A 20,080-nucleotide genomic window follows, 5' to 3' on the forward strand; every position below is an offset into this window, starting at 1 on the left:
GTTTCAGCAGTGTGTGCCTTTGTTCTAAAATTTGCTTAAATCTGTAAAATCCACATAAAACAAAAAGCACTGCACCTTTACAAGATTAAAAAATCAAAGCTGTTAAAAAGCGTTATAATTGTGCCTTTTAAAGTGCTCTTTTCGTATTTTTGCGCCAAATTGTTTTTATGAAATCGCTTCTATACAAATACCGCAAATTCTTTATTGTATTAATTGTCTTTTCGGTTGTCACTATATCTTTATTTTATTCGGCTTTAAAACCACAAAAAACGCTGCCTATTTTTAATCCTGCTGATGTTAATCCAGAATTAGTTGACAGCACGGTTCAATACAAAAGTAAATACCATACAATTGCTGATTTTTCGTTTGTAAATCAAAATGGAGACACGATTACTCAAAAAAACTACGAGGGAAAAATTTATGTTGCAGATTTTTTCTTTACAACCTGCGGTTCTATTTGTCCAAAAATGACAACGAATCTTGAAGAGGTGCAAAAAGCCGTTTTAAACAATCCAAAAGTTATGCTGCTTTCGCATACTGTTTTTCCAGAAGTGGACAGTATTCCTGTTTTGAAAGCTTATGCAGTAAAACATGGCGTTGTAGACAGTAAATGGAATTTGGTTACGGGCGACAAAAAAGAAATCTATACGATGGCGAGAAAATCGTATTTGGCGGTAAAATTAGGTCGACCTGATCAATTGTACGATATGGTTCATACCGAAAATTTTGTTTTGGTTGATCAAAAAAGACGTGTTCGCGGTTTTTATGACGGAACGAACAAAGAAGAAATTAAACGTCTGTTGGAAGACATCGATTTCTTGTGTAAGGAGTAAAACTGAACGTTTATTAAACGATAAAATGAAAAAGACGTTAAGAATATTAGTTTAAATTCTTAACGTCTTTTTTTTAATTTAAAAGTTCTTTATCTTAAAAAACTTAATCAACAATAAATGCCATCTCTAATCTCTCCGAGAACTGTCCATTTACCTTAGCTGGTTATGTGAAAGGAATACGTTTCTTTTTGTATCCTTCTTCATAAATAAAATCTATGTTTCTATGTGTTAAATTGAATTTTATGAATACACCCAACGGGTTACAATACTTTTTTATAATCTTTCTATATCTTGTGCACTGACACACGATAAAGAAAATAAAAAAATGATTACGAATAATTTATTTAATTGTTTCATATATAAATTTTAACAAAGGGCTTCCTTTAACACATTAACTTCTTTATAAAAAATCCTGTTCGTTATATACTTGAGCAGGTTTTAGAAAATTATCTGATATAATTAATAAAAAGCATAATCTCCTATTACCCTGACAACAACCCATTTTTCCTTTTGTTTTTCCATAATGACAGTAGAATATTTTCCACCACCCGCGGCAGATGCTTCACCATAAAAAAACATAATATATTTTCTATTCATGTAATACATGGGTTCCGAAATCACTATAGCTTCATATTGCAATCCAGTATTCATATACTTAATCATAAAATCGTATTTAAATGCCCCTGCGTCATTTTCAAGTATAAAATTATATTCACGAAAATCTTCTTTTTTCCAGTATCTTTTTATGGTATCATGCGCGTATTCTTCATACATTTTTTTCCAATGTTTTTCTACAAATAAACCATCTGTATGATCTATATAATTCTTTGGATCTATAATATGATCAGGTCCATTGCCTCCATTAAAAATCCTTAAAGCTTCTCTATTTAAAGCCTTATTAGCTTGCAGTATGTGTTTTTTGCTCTTGTTAATTTTTTGAGTTTCTAAAAACACATTGATAGCCTCATAATTCCCTATATCTTGTGCACTGACACACGATAAAGAAAATAAAGAAATGATTACGAATAATCTGTTTAATTGTTTCATATATAAATTTCTACAAAGGGCTTCCTTTAACACATTAACTTCTTTATAAAAAAACCTGCTCATTATATACTTGAACAGGTTTTAGAAAATTATCTAATATAATTAATGAAAAAGATAATCCCTCATTACCTTGACTACAACCCATTTTTCCTTTTGTTTTTCCATAATGACAGTAGAATTTTTCCCACCACCCATAGCATATGCTACACCATAAAAAAATATAATATATTTTCTATCCATATAATACATGGGTTCTGAAATCACTATCGCTTCATATTGCAATCCAGTATTCATATACTTAATCATGAAATCGTATTTAAATGCCCCTGCATCATTTTCAAGTATAAAATTATATTCCGGAAAATCTTCTTTTTTCCAGTATCTTTTAATGGTATCATGTGCATATTCTTCATACATTTTTTTCCAGTGTTTTTCTACAAATAAACCATCTGTATAATCTACAGGGTTCTTTGGATCTATAATATGATCAGGTCCTTCATCACCATTAAAAATCCTTAAAGCCCGTTTATTTAATGCCTTATTAGCTTGCAGCATGTGCTTTTTGCTCTTATCAATTTTCTGAGTTTCTAAAAACACATTGATAGGCTCATAATTTTCTATATCTTGTGCACTGACACATGATAAAGTAAAGAAAGAAATGATTAGAAATAATTTGTTTAATTGTTTCATAATTTTATTTTTTACAAGGTGTTCCTAATTGGTTTCTTTACGCCAATTATTCATATCCTCCATAGATAGAAGGACTATCAAATATTACGGATATTAATATAGAGTCATTTTTAAAGCTTGTATTCTTCCAATCTGGTGCGTCAGATATATATATTATACTTTATTTTAAACTTCATTGTTATTAAAGTCTTCTTCAGCTTGATTTACTCTACTACTATTTTCATTGTTTTCATTCTTTAAATCCTCCATAGAACATGAACTAACTAAAGATGAGACAAGGAAACAAGTAAATGTTAACTTATAAAAATTTTATTCCTAATTATTTAAGTTTTTAGTATTGTTTTAAACCAAATGTAGCATATTTCTTTAAAAACAAAATAAGCAACAAAATTACTAAACCAAATTTTTAGAAACATTTAGCATTTAGAAAACTGTTAAATGCCTTGAAATAAAGAATTATTGCCTATTTTTGCAATCTAAACTCAATCTAAATAAGCTTGCAAAATACAATCCATACCCTGAAAAAAGGCGATAAAGCCATTATCAAAGATTTTGATATCGATTTGATTCCTTTAAAATTATTAGAGATGGGTTGTTTGCCGGGCAGCTTAGTCGAATTGCTTCAAATTGCTCCTTTTGGAGATCCTTTATATTTAGATATAAATGGTTCGCACGTAGCGATACGTGTTGAAACTGCTCGTGAAATTGAAGTTGAACTTATCAAAAACAATTTGTAATGAGCATTCAAAATATTAATGTTGCCCTTATTGGGAATCCAAATACTGGAAAGACTTCTGTTTTTAATCAACTTACGGGTTTAAATCAACAAGTGGGGAATTATCCCGGAATTACGGTTGAGAAAAAAATAGGTTTCTGTAAACTACCGCATAACATCAAAGCTAACATTCTGGATTTGCCGGGAACGTACAGTTTGAATGCAAGTTCGATGGACGAAAGTGTTGTTATTGAACTTTTGCTGAACAAAAACGACAAATTGTATCCTGATGTTGCTGTTGTGGTAACTGATGTTGAAAATCTGAAACGAAATTTACTGATTTACACTCAGATAAAAGATCTTGAAATTCCGACGATTCTGGTTATTAATATGTCTGATCGTATGGAAAGCAAAGGAATTAGTTTAGACATTCCATATTTAGAAGAAAAACTAAAAACTAAAATTGCTTTAGTAAGTTCTCGTAAAGGTTTGGGAATTGAGCAATTGAAAGAATTAATTGTTTCGTACAAAACAATTCCGCACGAACCATGTTTAAATGCTTCTGTAATTGATCCTGAATATTTTGAAAATTTACAAAAGGCATTTCCAAATCAATTAATGTACAAATTGTGGCTGGTAATTACGCAGGATGTTAATTTCTCGAATTTAGATCGAAATGAAATCCGAAGCACTTTTACCAAATCGCATTCAGAATTAAAACGTCTGCAGCAAAAAGAAACCATTAAAAGATATCAGTTTATAAATGATGTTTTAAAGGAAGGTTTAAAAGTCGATGCCTCGATGGCTAAAGATTTTAGAGCAAAACTAGATCGTGTTTTAACTCATAAATTTTGGGGTTATGCTATTTTCCTAGGTATTTTGTTTATCATATTCCAGTCTATTTTCAGCTGGTCGACGATACCAATGGATTTTATTGACAGCTCTTTTGCATCGTTAAGCAGCTGGGTTGCTGCTGAATTGCCAAGCGGTATTTTGACTGATTTGCTTTCGCAGGGAATTATTCCAGGAATTGGAGGGGTTATTATTTTTATTCCGCAAATTGCCTTCTTGTTTTTATTTATTTCGATTCTGGAAGAGAGCGGTTATATGAGCCGTGTTGTTTTTTTAATGGATAAAATAATGCGCAAATTTGGGCTTTCGGGAAAAAGTGTTGTGCCGTTAATTTCAGGAACAGCTTGTGCGATTCCGGCAATTATGGCGACACGAAATATCGAAAACTGGAAAGAGCGTTTAATCACTATTTTGGTAACACCTTTTACAACTTGTTCTGCTAGATTACCTGTTTATGCGATCATGATTTCGTTAGTGATTCCTAATAAACGCGTTTTAGGAATTTTTAATCTGCAGGGATTGTCTTTGATGTTCTTGTATTTACTTGGATTTGTTGCGGCTATACTTTCGGCATATGTTTTAAATAAGGTTTTAAAACTAAACTCAAAATCATATTTTGTTGTTGAAATGCCAAGTTACAAGTTACCACTTTTAAAGAATGTTGGAATCAATGTTGTCGAAAAAACGAAAGCTTTTGTTCTTGGTGCGGGTAAAATTATCTTAGCAATATCTGTTATTTTATGGTTTTTAGCTTCTTTCGGACCTGGAAAAGATTTTAACGACGCGGAAAACATTGTAAAAGAAAGATTCGCAAATACGACTTTAAATGAGGCTCAATTTGAAAATGAAGTAGCGTCTCAAAAAATAGAGAATTCTTATATCGGGATTATGGGTAAGGCTATCGAACCTGTAATTTCTCCTTTGGGTTATGATTGGAAAATAGGAATAGCTATTATTAGTTCATTTGCCGCTCGTGAAGTTTTGGTAGGAACGTTAGCAACAATCTACAGCGTTGGAGACAGCGATAATGAATCGACAATTAAGAGCAAAATGCAAAAGGAAGTAAATCCTGAAACGGGCGAAAAGATATTCAATTTTGCCAGCGGTATTTCATTGTTATTGTTTTATGCTTTTGCAATGCAATGTGCGAGTACATTAGCAATTACAAAAAAAGAAACTAATTCATGGAAATGGCCTGCAGCGCAGCTTTTCTTTATGACCGGATTAGCTTATTTTACGGCTCTTTTGGCTTATCAATTTTTAAAATAAATCACCATGATACAAGAAATAATTGCTTTTGGAATCCTTTTTATCGCGGTTGCTTTTTTGATCAAAAAGTTTTTTTGGAAGTCAAAAAAGAAAAAAGACTGCGGCGACGGTAATTGCGGATGTTCTTGATTTTTAGGTTCAAAAACTAATACATTTTAAACTATTTTTAATTGGCTTCACAGAGATTTTTAAAACTCTTTGTGAAGCTTTTTTTATTTTTAAAATCGTTGTTTTAATCCTAATTTTACACGTCTTTAAACTCAACAAATAATTGATAAATAAGATCTAAAATGACACAAAAAGTTTCTTTTGTTTTTCTCTTCATCTTGTGTTTTGCAAATCATGGTTTCAGTCAAAAAAACACTTTCCCAAAAAAAATAAACGACAGTACTATTATTGCTTCAGATGGAGTGCCATTATATTTGAAAATATCTGGAAAAGGTGATGTATGTATTTTTATACACGGCGGTCCCGGCGCTTGGAGCAAATCTTTTGAAGAGATGGGAGGAAATGTACTTGAGGATAAATTAACTATGTGTTATTTTGACCAAAGAGGCTGCGGACGCTCTGCTTCTTCACCAAACAATGATTATAGCTTGGATAGAATGTTAAACGATATTGAGGACATTCGTAAAAGTCTAAATGCTCCAAAAGTATTTATAATAGGACATTCTTTCGGAGGAATTTTAGCTGCAAATTATGCTGGCAAATATCCTGAACATGTTAAGGGCTTAATTCTCTTAAATGCCACTCTTGACATAAATGATTCTCTTCTTAATCAAATTTCTTTTATGGGTAAAACTCTTGGTGAAAACATAGCTGTGAAAAACGGTGAATCTCCATTGATGCCTTTTATAGAAGCAAAAAAACGTATTAAAAAAGCAGGTCTTGATTATAAAATATTATCTGACATTGAAAAGAATGTAGAAAAATTAGACCGTATTGACAGCAGTTTTAAAAGAAACTCCTCATTTGCACAACAAGCATTAGGTATGCCTATTTATTTAAGCGATTTTACAAAACAAACAGCATTTATAAAAGTTCCTACACTTGTAATTTCGGGATCAAATGACCACAGCATTGGTCCTGATCATTATCGTTTGTTCAAATTCCCAAATCAAGAGGTTAAAATTATTAAGGGAGGCCATATTTTATACTACGAAAAGAACAAAGAGTTTAAAAATGCTGTGCAGAAATTTGTGCAGAAAAACGACTGACGGCGGGAGATGGGAGATTGAAGATGAAAAGACGGGAGATGAAAGATGAAAGATTGAAGATGAAAGATGAAAAATTGAAGATGAAAGATTGAAGATGAAAGATTGAAGACTGGATATTTTGACTGTCTTTGAAAACTTTGCTTCGCTTTGCTTTACTTCACTCCTTCCCACTCTGCGTAAAACTGAGCGAGGAATGTTTCCATAAAACGATGTCTTTCGGCTGCAATTTGTTTTCCTTTCTCTGTATTCATTTTATCTTTTAGGAGTAACAGCTTTTCGTAAAAATGGTTTATTGTTGGCGCGCTGTTTTTTTTGTACTCTTCTTTTGTCATGTTTGTAATGGGCGCAATTTCAGGATTGTGCAAGGCTCTATTTTTGAATCCGCCGTAATTAAATGCTCTTGCTACTCCAATTGCTCCAATTGCATCTAAACGATCAGCATCTTGAACAACATCTAATTCGATCGAAGAGAACTTTTTTTCAAAATTTCCGCCTTTATAAGAGATATTTTCAATGATATTGACAACGTGCTGGATAATTTCTTCTGAAACATTTTCTGACTCTAGAAACAAACGTGCTGTTTTGGGTCCAATTGTCTCGTCTCCGTTATGAAATTTACTGTCGGCAATATCATGAAGTAAAGCTCCTAACTGAACAATAGTAAGATCACAATTGGTATCATTAGCAATTAAGAGTGCATTCTTGTAAACACGTTCAATATGAAACCAATCGTGTCCGCCTTCAGCATCATTTAATTTCTCTTTTACAAATGTGATTGTTTTAGTTATAAGTTCAGAATTATTCATAGGTGTATTATGGTTTGTGATAAAATGCCACAGATAAATCAGATTAAACGGTTTTATGCTGCTTTTAATTATTCAAAATAAAAAAAGTTGATTGTTAAAGCTTTAAGACTTTAACAATCAACAATGTTTTCAATATCAATTGCAAAAATCAATTTTATCCTGAGGCTTCGGGACTAAAAATCAGTAATCTGCAATCTAAAATTTATAGTCTTGCTGGTTCAACCCATTTAAAGATGTGTCCTTCAGCAGGAATTACTAATCTTTCAGAAATTCTAGCCATACGAGCTGGTAATTTCATTAAATAATCACGTGCTTTTTCAGCTTCATCAGTCAAATTAGAAACTTTATCGATTTCCCATTTGTTGATTAATTTCTGCATAATATCAACATAATCGTTAGCTGTGTAAACACCGATACGTTGTGCTGAATCTGAGAATTGCTCAAAAGCTGTGCTTATTTTTTGACCTGATTCTCTTAAAAAGTGAGCCGGCATAACAATTTTCTGCTTCATCATGTATTGAAAAGCCAACATCATTTCGCTTGGATCAACTTGGAAAATTCTGGTAACAAATTCACTGTAAGCATGATGATGACGCATTTCGTCACCTGCAATCATTTTACACATTTTAGACAACTTGTTATCACCAAATTTCTTAGCGATTTGTGCTACTCTATTGTGTGAAACATAAGTTGCTAATTCTTGAAAACTGGTGTATACAAAGTTTTTGTACGGATCAGTTCCTGTTCCAATATCAAAACCGTCGTTAATTAAATGCTGTGTTGTCATTTCGATTTCACGCATATTTACACGACCAGACAAATACAAGTATTTATTTAAAAGATCACCGTGACGATTTTCTTCTCCTGTCCATTGTCTGATCCATTTAGACCAGCCATTACCGCCATTTTCTACTTGGTTTATACCTTCTACATCCATTAACCAAGACTCATAAGTTGGCAAAGCCTCTTCGGTGATTGTATCACCTACAAGTGTTACCCAGAAATCGTATGGCAGCTCTTTGGCAATTTCACGCAATTCTTTTACCTCTTCAAAAAAGTTTTCACCTTCTGAATTAGGCAAAAAATCAGACGGCTGCCAAATTTTTTCCACAGGAATTAAATACTGTTCAACGAAGCTGTCAACGTTTTTTTCCAAAAACTGCATCACTTCTAATCTAATGTTTTTTATAGACATTACTTATTTTAAATTTGGATTTAAGTTTAGCTTTTTACTAAGATTAAATCTGTTTATACTCGTTTACTCCTTCTACAACTGCCTTTTCTGTTAAAGCCATCAGTTCTGCAAAATCATAATCTTTTACAGCCATAGCTTTATGCACTGTAAAGGTAAGGCGATTTCCTAAACCAACAGGAAACATTCCATAACGCACCATTTTCCATGAATTATTAATACTTACTGGCACAACATACGCTGAAGGCGCATATTTACAAAGAATTTTTAAACCGCTTTGGGCAAATTCTTTTGGTTTTCCAGTCTTGCTGCGGGTTCCTTCTGGAAAAATCACAGCAGATCTAGTATTTTTTTCTATATATTCAGACAAGCCTTTGATTACTGGAATCGCTTGTTTAGGGTCTTTACGGTCAATTAGTACAGATCCTCCGTGGCGTAAATTAAAAGACACACTCGGAATTCCGCTTCCTAACTCCTTCTTACTTACAAATTTACAATGAAAACGTCTAAAGTACCAAATCATTGTCACGATATCGTACATACTTTGATGATTTGAGACAAAAATAAGCGGCACTCCTTTAGGAATTGTGTCTACGCCTTCAATTTTATAGGTTGTTCCAACAAGATTTGTACATTTTAAAAGGCAAAAGTTCAAATAATCAACGCTTTTCTTATGCGCTTGGTAACCAAAAAGATTCAAACAAACCCATTGTATCGGATGAAAAACCGCTAAGCATAATCCAAAACATAAATAATAAATTACAGATATAGGATACGAAATTACCTTTTGCATGCTTCTAAAATTAAAGGCCAAAAGTAATAAATATATCTTTAGCGGTATAAAAATTAAAAACAATAACCATTTTTATGCTTTAATTGTACCTTTGTGCTAAAATTTGCAAATTTTTTCTGAATTAAATGAACTTTACTTACCCTAAAAATGAACGCTTAAAGAGCAAAACGACAATTGGATTACTGTTTTCTGAAGGGAAATCGGTTTCAAAATACCCGCTTCGTTTGGTTTATCGTACAGCGGCAGAAAATTCAGAAGAACAAACAAAAATTGGGGTTTCGGTATCTAAAAAATATTTTAAAAAAGCGGTTGATCGTAATTATTTCAAAAGGGTTTTAAGAGAAACCTATCGTTTAAACAAGCATTTACTTCTAGATAATCTGGATCAGCCTTATTCTTTCATGTTTTTTTATCAAACAAAAGACAGATTATCTTACGAAGAAATCAACACTAAAACGATTCAATTGTTTGAAAAATTCATACTTCAAATTAAGAAAACTCAGGAATCTGAAAATAAAGCAGAGTTGTAGACCTCAAAACTCATTTTGTATCTTAATTTAGACAAAAAATTATAAAAAAATTGTAGTTTTAGCTCTAAATTGAAACTTTATGCGATATATTTTCTTTTTAACATGTTGTTTTTTAGTTCTTTCGGGCTGCAATAAAGCTGATGCAAAGCATGAAGATCTTGCCGTAAGTAATTTAGAAATGCCACCGCCACCGCCAGCAGGTGCAAGTGAATCTAATAGAAAAGATCAAGATAAAAATGAGGCTTCGCCCGAAATTCCGCAGAAAATTATCAAACAAGCTTCGCTTCGATTTGAAACTAATGATTTAGAAAAAACTTTCGATCAAATCAAAACGGCTATTACGGCTAATAAAGGAACTATTCTAAGTGATTCTGAAGGAAAAGATTATAACACTATTTATAGAAATTTAACGGTAAAAGTTCCAAGTCAGAATTTTGATCCTTTTTTAAGTTCTGTCTCAAAAGGCGTTTCTTATTTTGAACGCAAAGATATTTCGGCGGAAGATGTTACGGAACAATACATTGATCTGAATTCGCGATTAAAAACGAAACAAAAACTGGAAGAGCGTTATCTGCAAATTCTTCAAAAAGCGACTAAAATTAGTGAGATTTTAGAAATTGAAAAGCAAATTTCGGCGATTCGCGAAGAAATTGAAGCGAAACAAGGTCAACTAAAATATTTGGAAAGCCGAGTTTCTGAAAGTACCGTTACTATTGAATTTTACAAAACAATCGCAGAACAGGAAGGAGTTAAAACATCTTATGGTGCTAAAATCTGGACGGCATTTAAATCTGGATTTTTTGGCTTATCCAGTTTTTTCATTTGGCTGTTAAGTGTTTGGCCATTTGTATTGATGGTTTGTGCGGCGGTTTATTTTATTAGAAGAAGATTTAAAAGAAAAAAACAATAATCATGTATCCTTATTTCAAAAAGAAATTTATCATACCGGCTGTTGCGGCAGGGTTTTTATTTGTTGGAACCAGTTTTAAAGATGATTTCTTTGAAATTGCCAAGCAAATCGAAATTTTTACTACTCTATTTAAAGCGGTTAACACTAATTATGTAGATGAAACGAATCCTGGTGATTTGATGGATAAAGCTATCAAAAGTATGCTTGGAAGTTTAGATCCTTACACGGTTTACTTTAACGAACAGGATGTTGTTAATTTTAAAATTAATAATACTGGCGAATATACTGGAATTGGTGCTATGATAGCGCGTAAAAAAGACCGCTTAATTGTTCGCGAGCCTTATAAAAATTATCCTGCCGATAAAGCGGGATTGAAAGCGGGCGACGAAATTATACAAATTGGTGATGTTTTAATTGCTGATTTTAAAGATGACGCTTCGCAGCTTTTAAAAGGGGCGAAAAACACCAAAATTGCTGTAAAATACCTTCGTCAGGGAAAAATGTATACTACTGAATTGGTTTTGGACGAGGTTGATATCAAATCGGTTCCTTTTTATGGTAAAATCGACAGCAAAACGGGTTACATTGTTTTATCTCACTTCAGCCGAAAAGCTTCTGCTGAAGTTAAAGATGCTCTTGAAAAATTAAAGGCTGACGGGGCAACACAAATTGTTCTTGATTTAAGAGGAAATCCTGGAGGTTTATTGAACGAAGCAATTGATATTTGTAATTTATTTGTTCCTAAAAATGAAATTATTGTAACTACTAAATCGAGAATTGAGAAACACAATAATACTTATAAAACGACGAAAGAACCTGTTGACACTGAAATTCCTTTAGCAATTTTGGTAAACGGACGCAGTGCTTCGGCTTCTGAAATTGTTTCTGGAGCTTTGCAGGATTTGGATCGTGCAGTTATTCTAGGAAGCCGCAGTTTTGGTAAAGGTTTGGTGCAGCGCTCTGTAGATCTTACTTATGGAACGCAGTTAAAAGTGACTATTTCTAGATACTACACTCCTTCTGGAAGATGTATTCAGGCTTTGGATTATGCTCATAAGGACAAAAATGGCGTAGCGCAAAAAACGGATGCTAAAAATTTTAATGCTTTTAAAACGAGAAAAGGAAGAACGGTTTATGACGGCGGTGGTGTTTTACCAGATATCGAATTGGACGAGACAAAAATGAGTCCGATTACGACTGCTCTTTTAAAAAATGACGGAATTTTTGATTATGCAACGTCGTATTATTACAAGAATCCAAATTTAGGAGATAAAATTCCTGTGCTTACTGATGCTGATTACGGAAGTTTTAAACAATACTTAAAATCGAACAAAATTAGTTTTGATACTGAAACTGAAATTGCTCTAAAAAATACTTTGGCTGCTGCTAAAAACGAGAAAATTGATGAAACAATTGCTCCTGAATACCAACAGTTAATAGCGGCTTTGGAGAAAAGTGAAAATACTTTGTTGGATAAAAATCAAAAAGAAATTAAAAATTTAATTCAGGAAGAACTCATAAAAAGATACCAATATCAGGAAGGTTTGTATCAGTTTTACATCAAAAATAATTCGGAAATTAAAAAGGCTGTAAGTGTATTAAATAATCAAACGGAATATAAAACGATTCTAAAAATGTAATGAATGAAACTTTATAGAGCCCTATTTCTGTTTTTAATTTACAATGTATCGGCACAGCAAAAACCTATCGAAACGGTTTATTTTGATTTCGATAAATTTGATCTTACCAGCCAGCAGATCGAAGTTGTAAAGAATTTTATTAAAACAATAGATACCTCTAAAGTTGAGTCTATACAAATTTACGGCTACTGCGATGATCGAGGAAGTGATGATTATAATTTTCGACTGTCTCATGACAGAGTAAATACCATTCAAGACTTGCTGCTTGCTTCTGGATTTAATCAAACTAAAATTGTTGTTTTAGAAGGAAAGGGCCGTGTGGTGCTTCGACCAGATACGGTCGAAAATTTGTACGAAACGAGATCTAGAAATCGGCGGGTTGATTTAATTGTTGTTAAACGCAACAGTTTTGGCAAAGGTGTTTATTCTTCTTTTAAAGATAAATTAAAGGTTGGTGACAGGATTTATTTGGATAATATCCTCTTCGATCTTGGAAGTGCAAAACTCACGAATAATTCTAAAAAGGAGTTAGACAAAATTGCGGTCCTTTTGCAAAAGCAAAAAAACATACAGTTCGAAATTAGAGGTCACGTTTGCTGTACTCCGGAAATCTATAGTGATGGAATTGACAAGGACACAAAGGAAAGACGCTTGTCTTGGAATCGTGCCAAAACGGTTTTTTACTATTTAAGCTCTAAAAAAATCTCTAAAAACAGAATGACTTATCAAGGCTGCGGCAATAAATTTCCTTTAAAAAAGGGAGATAATTATGATCGCCGTGTTGAATTTCTGATTACTAAGATTTAATCTTTATACACGACTACAGGAATTAAAAACTACTGTCTTAAAAGAATAGTAAAAAGGAATCTGCTTATAAAACTTGGCGATTTTGCGAGATTAAATTACAAAATCACCAAGCTTTTTACTTTCAATAAAGTATCCTCTTTATTATTCTCTAATCATTTCAATATGAGGAATATCATCTTCTAAATACATTTCGCTTGATTGTACAAAGCCGTGGCTTTCGTAAAATTTCTTTAAATACAATTGTGCGCCAATGGTAATCTTTTCTTTATTGAAGTTTGATTTTATTGCAGAAATTGCTTCACGCATTAAATCATGTCCCCATTTTCTATCACGATAATCGGCATCAACAACTACTCGCCCTATTGAAGCGTTATCAAAAGTGATTCCTGCATCAAATAAACGTACATAGGCAACAATTTTATTGTCGTACTCACCAATTAGGTGCAATGCTTTCTTGTCTTTGCCGTCAAGATCTAAATAAACGCAGTTTTGCTCTAGTACAAAGATCTCACTTCTTAATTTGAGTAAATCATATAGCTCGTTTACATTTAATGCCTCAAACGGCTTTATTTTCCATTTTAATTCCATTCTTCCTTATTTTTTGCCACAAAGGCACGAAGGCGCTAAGTTATATAATTTTTTAGCTGCGTTAAAATTTCTTATAGAAATTACAAAGACACAAAGTTCCATCTCCTTGAATAAACCTTTGTGTCTTTGTGTCTTTGTATGTAAATAGAAAATTACTTTTTCTTCATTATGATTTCCATGCTTTTATATTCTTCTCCGTTTTTCATGTCAAACATTTCCATTTTTCGGGTCTTAGGATCTACAATAGTATAAATCTCTCTGTAAGGTGTTTTTATACCATTCATTGGGTTTACCATATCGCCTTTAAATTCGATACTTTTGGTTTTTTCGTCGTATTTACCAAATCCTACCATCATTCCAGTTCCCATATTATCGATAAAAGTACTGGTGAATTCTTTGCTGGCATTATTGTAAGCTAATGTGCTTTTGCCTTCAAATGGCTGTCCCATCATGGTTCCAATATAAATAGCTTCTTGATAACGTCCGCCAAGAATCATTTTTACATTAGCAGTTGAAGTGGCTTTTTCAGGTTTTCCATTTGGTTCATACCAAAAGGTCATTTCACAATTCCAAGTTCCAACTTCATCGGCCATTAATTTATGCTCGTTTCCTGGAGTTGCATAAGCTGCCCAAGCTTTCATTTGTGCTGCTGAGTCTAAAGGCTGTTCTGCAGCTGGTTCCTCTACAGCAACGCTGTCTTTGATTGTTTTTTCGGCATCTTCTGTTTTTGTTTCTTTTTTACAAGAGGTAAAACACAATGCAAGCAATAACAATGTTGTGGTTAATTTTTTCATAAGTCTTTGTTTTATTGTTTGTTATAAAACAAAAGTAAGAAATATATTAATTTAGAATTGTTTGATGCTTTATTTTGAGCAGTTTAGCTGCAAAGTTAGAAATTAACGTTTATCGATTTTTACGGATTTTATTATGGCTTCTAGTTCTAACATTAAATCTCTTTCTTGATTGGATGGGGAATAACAGAATCCTTCTATAACTAAGATTCTATTATAAACTGGATCGACGATTGCGTAATTGATAAATGGTCCTGCCATGAAATCATTTTTGAGCTCCCAAGTTCCTTTTGTTTCAAAGGCTTCTTTTTGGTCTAAAGTTGTGTTTGAGAAATATGGTGCATAAGCTTCTCCGGTAATCATACGTGTATTGGGTTCACGCCCTTTGATGTAATAACCAATCGAATCTCTCATTTTGATTATGTTACCAACAACGTTTCCTTTAGTTTTAAAGTTATGAAGCGGTATTTGATAAATAAGTAAACTTGTATTGCCGCTTATAATATCTTTTTTAAGCCAAATGAAATTCTTTTTGTGCAGCATGTATTCATATCCAGTTGGAATTTGGAGATCGATATGAAATTTGTTTTTTATAACAGTTGGGTTTAATAGTGATTTGCTGTTGTCTTCTTGAATTTTTTGGATTTCGGCATCACGAATCATTTTGATTATTTGCGCTGAATTTAATTCGATGCTGCAAATAATATCATCAACTGATTTTCCGTAAATGCGAAATGTATTATGCGGCAGGGCTTTGCTTCGGGTAATTTCGAATTTATCTACTGCAGTTTTTTTAACTACAATTATACTACGGCTGTCTGTTACAAAACCTTCAAGTAGTCTAGCCGGATATTGATTTATTGTAAATAAGGGTTCTTCTTGGGTCAAGCCCAAAACTGGTGAGGCAAATTTGTTTCTAATACTATCGCCTACTTCTCCATACCACAATTGATCGTCAATAATGATAGAAATAGTATTTGTTTTTCCAGAAACTGGCTCTGACTGCTTATCTGTCTTTAAGCAAGACAATAGTAAAAATGGGATTAACAGCAATAAAAAATGGGTTTTATTCATTTTCTTAATTTATGAAATAAAACCCAAATTTAAATAAGATTTTTTATTATCCGTTTATTTTAAGTTTCATTCCGGGTTTAATGTCTTCATCTTTAATACCATTCCATTTTTTAATATCTGAGATTGTTACTCCTGGATATTTTTTAGAAATACTGTATAAAGAATCTCCTTTTTTTACGTAATAATCTTCACCCAAACTTTTTGCAGATGGTGCTTTTTTCTTGAAAGAATCAACAGAATTAAGTGCTATTGCAGTTGATGCCGGTTCTTCTATTTCAGAAACTGTTTTAGAAACTACTAATGTTTTTCCTAAAGCAATTGTATTTGAATTTAGATTATTCAGTTCTTTTAAGTCCGCAATAGTCGTACCGAATTTTTTAGCAATGTTTCCTAAATTATCTCCAGCTGCAACGGTGTACTCTTGAGTTTGCACAGCATTTTTATCTTTCTCGTCAGCAGAGGCAATAGCTTCTTCGTGATTTCTTTCGATAATTGCCGGAGTTTTAGGCTCTTTTATGTTTTTCGAAACTGTTTCTGCTTCTGATTTGATTTTTAATGTTCTTCCAAATGCAACTGCATTGGATTTAAGATTATTCCATTTTTTTAAATCAGAAATGTTAACGTTATACTTATCTGCGATTGCGCCTAAGTTGTCTCCTTTTCTAACTTTATAAAATTGGATGTCTTTTGATGCTGTAACGGCTTCTCTGGTTACCGCTGGTTTTACTTTTGGCGCCACTTTCATTGCTAATTGTGTCGACATTGTTTTAAATCCAGATTGGTATTTAACGTAGGCATAAATCTTATCTTCGTTTGAAACGAAGGTGGCAATTTTATCTTTCGGTAAACGAAGGAAATGCTGCTCTCCTTGGTAATAAGGGACTACATTTAATTTATAAGAAGGGTTTAAGAGCTGAATCTGAGATTGCGGCATATCGAGTAAATCGGCAATCTGTTTGAAAGACATTTGGTTTTTTACTGCAACTGTGTCTGTTTCAAAGTTTTTAACAACTGCTCTTTCTGGATTAATTCCGTGCTCTTTATGGTATTCGAAAAGGTACATTGTAGCGTAAAATGCTGGAACGTATCCTTGTGTTTCTTTTGGAAGATGGTTACGAATGTCCCAGTAGTTTGTTTTTCCGCCAGAACGACGAATTGCTTTTGTTACGTTTCCTGGCCCTGAGTTGTATGAAGCTAAAACTAGTTCCCAATCGTTAAAAACGTTAAACATTCTGGTCATGTAATCTGAAGCTGCGGCTGTAGCTTTGAGTGCATCGCTTCGTTCATCTACATAAGAATCGATTTTTAAAGCATATTGTTTTCCGGTTCCGTACATAAACTGCCAAAGTCCGGTAGCGCCCATTTTAGAAACTGCTTTAGGGTTTAAAGCAGATTCTACAACGGCTAAATATTTAATTTCCAAAGGAATTTTTTCTTTGGCAAACGTTTCCTCAAAAATTGGAAAGTAATATTCAGATAAAGCCATTAATCGAGAAAACGATTTTTTACGATTCTTAAGAAATGACTTTATGATATTTTCTAAACCTTGATTGTATTGAATATCAAATGGTGATTTTTCATTCATTGCCTGCAGACGTTGTTTTAGAAGTTCTGTTGGCAGTTCTTCATCTACTGTAACATCTGAGTTAATGGTTTGAATATCTTTTGTTAAATCATCATAAATATCGAGACTTACTAACTCATTCATCCAAAGACTGTCAACGCGTGTTGCCATGTCATCTTTTTTGAAAGTGCTTTTTATTGAATCTAAATATGATAACTTAACAACTGGCTTAAGTTCTAATTCGGTTTTTGCCGTTTCCTGCGCAAACATCGACATCGAAAAAAGGACAGATACCGCTAGTGAGATTTTTTTTACAATCATATAACATCTTTTTTTTAAGCTCTTATAATTCAAACAATTATAATACCTCGTTTTTGCAAAAATAAATGGTTTAACGAAGAAAACTATGCAAAAAAATGTTAAATGTGATATTTTAGTCTAAAATCGCAGCGATTCCAGGTAAAGTTCTTCCTTCTAACATTTCAAGCATTGCCCCGCCACCAGTAGAAACATAGCTCATTTTGTCTTCAAAACCGAATTGTTTTACGGCTGCAACTGAATCACCGCCTCCAACTAATGAAAATGCTCCTTTTTGTGTTGCTTCGGCAATATAATCACCTAAAGCTATTGTTCCTTTAGAGAATGTTTCCATTTCAAAAACACCTAATGGACCATTCCATAGAATTGTTTTTGACTCTAAAATCACTTTTTTAAAATTTTCTAAAGATTTAGGTCCTGCGTCAAGTCCTTGCCATCCGTCAGGAATTGCAGTTACATCTACAATTTGTGTATTTGCTGTATTTGAAAAGTCATCAGCAGCAACTACGTCAACTGGAATGTGAACTTGCACATTTTTCTCTTTTGCTAATCTTAAAATTTCAAGTGCTAAATCTAGTTTGTCATCTTCGCAGATTGATTCACCAATTTTACCGCCTTGTGCTTTAACGAAAGTAAAAGTCATTCCACCACCAATAATCATGTGATCTACTTTGTCAAGAATATTTTCGATAACGGTAATTTTAGAAGAAACTTTTGAACCTCCTAAAACTGCTGTTACTGGTTTTTCACTGTTTTTAAGTACTTTGTTTAAGCTTTCAATTTCTTTTGCTAATAATGTTCCGAAACATTTTTCGTTTGGAAAAAACTGTGCAATAATTGTTGTTGAAGCGTGCGCTCTGTGTGCTGTACCAAATGCATCATTTACATAAATATCTCCTAGAGATGCTAATTCTTTTGCAAAAGCAACATCACCAGCTTCTTCTTCAGCATGAAAACGTAAATTTTCAAGTAATAAAACTTCTCCTGGCTTTAAATTTTTAGCTGCTGTTTGTGCTGGTTCTCCAATACAGTTTTCAGCAAATTTAACCTCAACTCCTAAAATTTGAGAAGCTGTTTTTAAAATATGTTTTAACGAATATTTTTCTTCTGCTCCTTTTGGTCTTCCTAAGTGCGACATTAAAATTACGCTTCCGCCTTGTGCTAAAATAGCATCAATTGTTGGTTTTGCTGCATCAATACGTGTTGTATCTGTTACATTAAAATTCTCATCTAACGGCACATTAAAATCAACACGGATAATTGCCTTTTTATTTTTAAAATCGAAATCGTTTAAAGTTTTCATTTGATAATTTTTTAGTTTTTTTGAAAGAAAAACAAATATAGAACTTTTACGGTTGTATTAAATTCGAAAAAAACAAAAATAACTGCTGATTAACAACGAAAACGATGTAAATTAGGAAATAAAACAAAAAATGTTTTAAAATATAAATTTTTACTGCGGTTGTTATTAATCGTGTACTGGACTTTGTGTACAAGGACAGTTACTGATTGATGAGAAGAAATCAAAACCAATTGTAATTGAATGTGTACCAGTATTGTAACTTCCTAAATTATTGAACATTACTTGATAGGAGTATCCAAAATAGAATTTTGATTTCATGAAACCAACCATTGGTCCAACTGATAGTGGTTTTGGAAATTGATCGTTTAAGAAACGGTATGAAACTCCAATCCAATAATAATCTTCGTAACGATTATAACGTCTGTACTTAAAGTTGAAATCGGTTGTTGAACGCTTATCGCTGGCAAAATACTGATAGTAAATTGATGGTTCATATTCTATACGTCTGTTTTCGCCGTCAGTAAATACAAAACCGGAATAGATTTGATAGTTTGAAAGCAAACTTGGTTCTACACCACGATATTTATCTGTGTTCTTTTTTAAGACGTTATTGGCGTTGAAACTTACATAAAACCCTTTGTTACGATACAGTGCACTAATATCAAAATTACTATTTGTTGTATAACGATTGTCTGTTACCGCTGGATCAAGAATTGGGCGTTCGATCGTGTTATTAAATTCATCAATATCAATTCTAAATGTATTGAAATTGTATGAAAGTCCAAAAGACAAATATTGTTTTGAATAATAATCGAGAATCAAATGGTGTGCAAATGAAACTTTTGCTCCTGTTTGTCTGGTATATCCATTTTTATCATTGTAGACATTTAAACCAACTCCTGAACGATCTAGAACTCTAAAATCGGCATACAGCGATTGATTGTCGGGCGCATCTTTAATCCCAACCCATTGCGTAAGGCCGTTGGCACGTATTCTAAGATTATCACCAATACCTGCAAAAGCTGGTGAAATTACAAAAGGGTTATCTGCCAAATACTGAGTAAATACTGGTAGGTTTAACTCTTGGCTGTAACTTGTTGTTACAGCCATGAGTACTAAGGATAAAATAAACTTTTTCATT

General features: G+C 32.8%; 20 protein-coding genes. 9 read left to right on the forward strand and 11 right to left on the reverse strand.

The window, feature by feature from the left end; all coding sequences use genetic code 11:
- Window positions 1-167: 167 nt before the first annotated feature.
- Window positions 168-833, forward strand: a complete 666-nt coding sequence (locus NLG42_RS04430; RefSeq protein ID WP_089053477.1) for an SCO family protein — start codon at window positions 168-170, stop codon at window positions 831-833.
- Between the two features lie 459 nt (window positions 834-1,292).
- Here NLG42_RS04430 and NLG42_RS04435 read toward each other — a convergent pair whose 3' ends face one another.
- Together NLG42_RS04435 and NLG42_RS04440 are read right to left on the reverse strand one after the other, a co-directional pair.
- Window positions 1,293-1,880, reverse strand: a complete 588-nt coding sequence (locus NLG42_RS04435) for a hypothetical protein (protein WP_257683101.1) — start codon at window positions 1,878-1,880, stop codon at window positions 1,293-1,295.
- 102 nt (window positions 1,881-1,982) lie between these two features.
- A complete protein-coding gene (locus tag NLG42_RS04440) occupies window positions 1,983-2,570 on the reverse strand; it encodes a hypothetical protein (protein WP_257683102.1) in 588 nt (195 codons plus the stop codon).
- 497 nt (window positions 2,571-3,067) lie between these two features.
- On the opposite strand from NLG42_RS04440, the gene NLG42_RS04445 reads away from it, so the two are divergent.
- From NLG42_RS04445 to NLG42_RS04460, 4 genes are all read left to right on the forward strand, one after another.
- A complete protein-coding gene (locus tag NLG42_RS04445; protein WP_071635705.1) occupies window positions 3,068-3,307 on the forward strand; it encodes a FeoA family protein in 240 nt (79 codons plus the stop codon).
- Window positions 3,307-5,406, forward strand: a complete 2,100-nt coding sequence (feoB, locus tag NLG42_RS04450) for a ferrous iron transport protein B (protein ID WP_089057011.1) — start codon at window positions 3,307-3,309, stop codon at window positions 5,404-5,406. The genes NLG42_RS04445 and feoB overlap by 1 nt, the downstream gene beginning before the upstream one ends.
- Window positions 5,407-5,412: 6 nt before the next feature.
- Window positions 5,413-5,535, forward strand: coding sequence for a FeoB-associated Cys-rich membrane protein (locus NLG42_RS04455; protein ID WP_089053480.1), 123 nt, complete (start codon window positions 5,413-5,415; stop codon window positions 5,533-5,535).
- A 161-nt stretch (window positions 5,536-5,696) separates the two neighbouring features.
- On the forward strand, window positions 5,697-6,623 hold the full coding sequence (locus NLG42_RS04460; protein WP_257683103.1) for an alpha/beta fold hydrolase: 927 nt from the start codon (window positions 5,697-5,699) through the stop codon (window positions 6,621-6,623).
- Between the two features lie 152 nt (window positions 6,624-6,775).
- On the opposite strand, the gene NLG42_RS04465 is transcribed toward NLG42_RS04460, so the two are convergent.
- From NLG42_RS04465 to NLG42_RS04475, 3 genes are all read right to left on the reverse strand, one after another.
- Window positions 6,776-7,429 carry an HD domain-containing protein gene (locus NLG42_RS04465; protein WP_257683104.1) on the reverse strand — a complete coding sequence of 218 codons (654 nt, stop codon included), beginning with the start codon at window positions 7,427-7,429 and terminating at the stop codon, window positions 6,776-6,778.
- Window positions 7,430-7,631: 202 nt separating this feature from the next.
- Window positions 7,632-8,624, reverse strand: a complete 993-nt coding sequence (locus NLG42_RS04470; RefSeq protein ID WP_089057008.1) for an acyl-ACP desaturase — start codon at window positions 8,622-8,624, stop codon at window positions 7,632-7,634.
- A 43-nt stretch (window positions 8,625-8,667) separates the two neighbouring features.
- Entirely contained in the window at window positions 8,668-9,414 is a 747-nt protein-coding gene (locus NLG42_RS04475) for a lysophospholipid acyltransferase family protein (protein WP_089057007.1), read from the reverse strand.
- A 125-nt stretch (window positions 9,415-9,539) separates the two neighbouring features.
- On the opposite strand from NLG42_RS04475, the gene rnpA reads away from it, so the two are divergent.
- From rnpA to NLG42_RS04495, 4 genes are all read left to right on the forward strand, one after another.
- A complete protein-coding gene (gene rnpA, locus NLG42_RS04480) occupies window positions 9,540-9,944 on the forward strand; it encodes a ribonuclease P protein component (protein ID WP_257683105.1) in 405 nt (134 codons plus the stop codon).
- A 79-nt stretch (window positions 9,945-10,023) separates the two neighbouring features.
- On the forward strand, window positions 10,024-10,854 hold the full coding sequence (locus tag NLG42_RS04485) for a DUF4349 domain-containing protein (protein WP_257683106.1): 831 nt from the start codon (window positions 10,024-10,026) through the stop codon (window positions 10,852-10,854).
- 2 nt (window positions 10,855-10,856) lie between these two features.
- Complete coding sequence (locus NLG42_RS04490; RefSeq protein ID WP_257683107.1) at window positions 10,857-12,494, forward strand: S41 family peptidase; 1,638 nt, start codon at window positions 10,857-10,859, stop codon at window positions 12,492-12,494.
- Between the two features lie 3 nt (window positions 12,495-12,497).
- Window positions 12,498-13,301, forward strand: coding sequence for an OmpA family protein (locus NLG42_RS04495; protein ID WP_089057003.1), 804 nt, complete (start codon window positions 12,498-12,500; stop codon window positions 13,299-13,301).
- A gap of 141 nt (window positions 13,302-13,442) precedes the next feature.
- On the opposite strand, the gene NLG42_RS04500 is transcribed toward NLG42_RS04495, so the two are convergent.
- The 6 genes from NLG42_RS04500 to NLG42_RS04525 all read right to left on the reverse strand — a co-directional run bounded on the left by NLG42_RS04500 (window position 13,443) and on the right by NLG42_RS04525 (window position 20,079).
- Entirely contained in the window at window positions 13,443-13,889 is a 447-nt protein-coding gene (locus NLG42_RS04500) for a GNAT family N-acetyltransferase (protein ID WP_089057002.1), read from the reverse strand.
- 152 nt (window positions 13,890-14,041) lie between these two features.
- Window positions 14,042-14,683, reverse strand: coding sequence for a DUF1579 domain-containing protein (locus tag NLG42_RS04505; RefSeq protein WP_089057001.1), 642 nt, complete (start codon window positions 14,681-14,683; stop codon window positions 14,042-14,044).
- 102 nt (window positions 14,684-14,785) lie between these two features.
- On the reverse strand, window positions 14,786-15,754 hold the full coding sequence (locus NLG42_RS04510; RefSeq protein ID WP_257683108.1) for a DUF4837 family protein: 969 nt from the start codon (window positions 15,752-15,754) through the stop codon (window positions 14,786-14,788).
- Window positions 15,755-15,800: 46 nt separating this feature from the next.
- Window positions 15,801-17,639 carry a LysM peptidoglycan-binding domain-containing protein gene (locus NLG42_RS04515; RefSeq protein WP_257683109.1) on the reverse strand — a complete coding sequence of 613 codons (1,839 nt, stop codon included), beginning with the start codon at window positions 17,637-17,639 and terminating at the stop codon, window positions 15,801-15,803.
- Window positions 17,640-17,751: 112 nt separating this feature from the next.
- Window positions 17,752-18,939, reverse strand: a complete 1,188-nt coding sequence (locus tag NLG42_RS04520) for a phosphoglycerate kinase (protein ID WP_099717872.1) — start codon at window positions 18,937-18,939, stop codon at window positions 17,752-17,754.
- Window positions 18,940-19,104: 165 nt separating this feature from the next.
- Complete coding sequence (locus tag NLG42_RS04525; protein ID WP_233206951.1) at window positions 19,105-20,079, reverse strand: PorP/SprF family type IX secretion system membrane protein; 975 nt, start codon at window positions 20,077-20,079, stop codon at window positions 19,105-19,107.
- Window position 20,080 lies beyond the last annotated feature (1 nt).

The sequence above is a fragment of the Flavobacterium plurextorum genome, assembly GCF_024638035.1.
Classification (GTDB): Bacteria; Bacteroidota; Bacteroidia; order Flavobacteriales; family Flavobacteriaceae; genus Flavobacterium; species Flavobacterium plurextorum.

Coding starts and splice junctions, on each gene's coding strand:
- NLG42_RS04430 (WP_089053477.1), top strand. CDS start 168: ATGAAATCGCTTCTATACAAATACCGCAAATTCTTTATTGTATTAATT.
- NLG42_RS04440 (WP_257683102.1), bottom strand. CDS start 2,570: ATGAAACAATTAAACAAATTATTTCTAATCATTTCTTTCTTTACTTTA.
- NLG42_RS04455 (WP_089053480.1), top strand. CDS start 5,413: ATGATACAAGAAATAATTGCTTTTGGAATCCTTTTTATCGCGGTTGCT.
- NLG42_RS04485 (WP_257683106.1), top strand. CDS start 10,024: ATGCGATATATTTTCTTTTTAACATGTTGTTTTTTAGTTCTTTCGGGC.
- NLG42_RS04505 (WP_089057001.1), bottom strand. CDS start 14,683: ATGAAAAAATTAACCACAACATTGTTATTGCTTGCATTGTGTTTTACC.
- NLG42_RS04490 (WP_257683107.1), top strand. CDS start 10,857: ATGTATCCTTATTTCAAAAAGAAATTTATCATACCGGCTGTTGCGGCA.
- feoB (WP_089057011.1), top strand. CDS start 3,307: ATGAGCATTCAAAATATTAATGTTGCCCTTATTGGGAATCCAAATACT.
- rnpA (WP_257683105.1), top strand. CDS start 9,540: ATGAACTTTACTTACCCTAAAAATGAACGCTTAAAGAGCAAAACGACA.
- NLG42_RS04520 (WP_099717872.1), bottom strand. CDS start 18,939: ATGAAAACTTTAAACGATTTCGATTTTAAAAATAAAAAGGCAATTATC.
- NLG42_RS04510 (WP_257683108.1), bottom strand. CDS start 15,754: ATGAATAAAACCCATTTTTTATTGCTGTTAATCCCATTTTTACTATTG.
- NLG42_RS04470 (WP_089057008.1), bottom strand. CDS start 8,624: ATGTCTATAAAAAACATTAGATTAGAAGTGATGCAGTTTTTGGAAAAA.
- NLG42_RS04515 (WP_257683109.1), bottom strand. CDS start 17,639: ATGATTGTAAAAAAAATCTCACTAGCGGTATCTGTCCTTTTTTCGATG.
- NLG42_RS04525 (WP_233206951.1), bottom strand. CDS start 20,079: ATGAAAAAGTTTATTTTATCCTTAGTACTCATGGCTGTAACAACAAGT.
- NLG42_RS04465 (WP_257683104.1), bottom strand. CDS start 7,429: ATGAATAATTCTGAACTTATAACTAAAACAATCACATTTGTAAAAGAG.
- NLG42_RS04435 (WP_257683101.1), bottom strand. CDS start 1,880: ATGAAACAATTAAACAGATTATTCGTAATCATTTCTTTATTTTCTTTA.
- NLG42_RS04495 (WP_089057003.1), top strand. CDS start 12,498: ATGAAACTTTATAGAGCCCTATTTCTGTTTTTAATTTACAATGTATCG.
- NLG42_RS04460 (WP_257683103.1), top strand. CDS start 5,697: ATGACACAAAAAGTTTCTTTTGTTTTTCTCTTCATCTTGTGTTTTGCA.
- NLG42_RS04475 (WP_089057007.1), bottom strand. CDS start 9,414: ATGCAAAAGGTAATTTCGTATCCTATATCTGTAATTTATTATTTATGT.
- NLG42_RS04500 (WP_089057002.1), bottom strand. CDS start 13,889: ATGGAATTAAAATGGAAAATAAAGCCGTTTGAGGCATTAAATGTAAAC.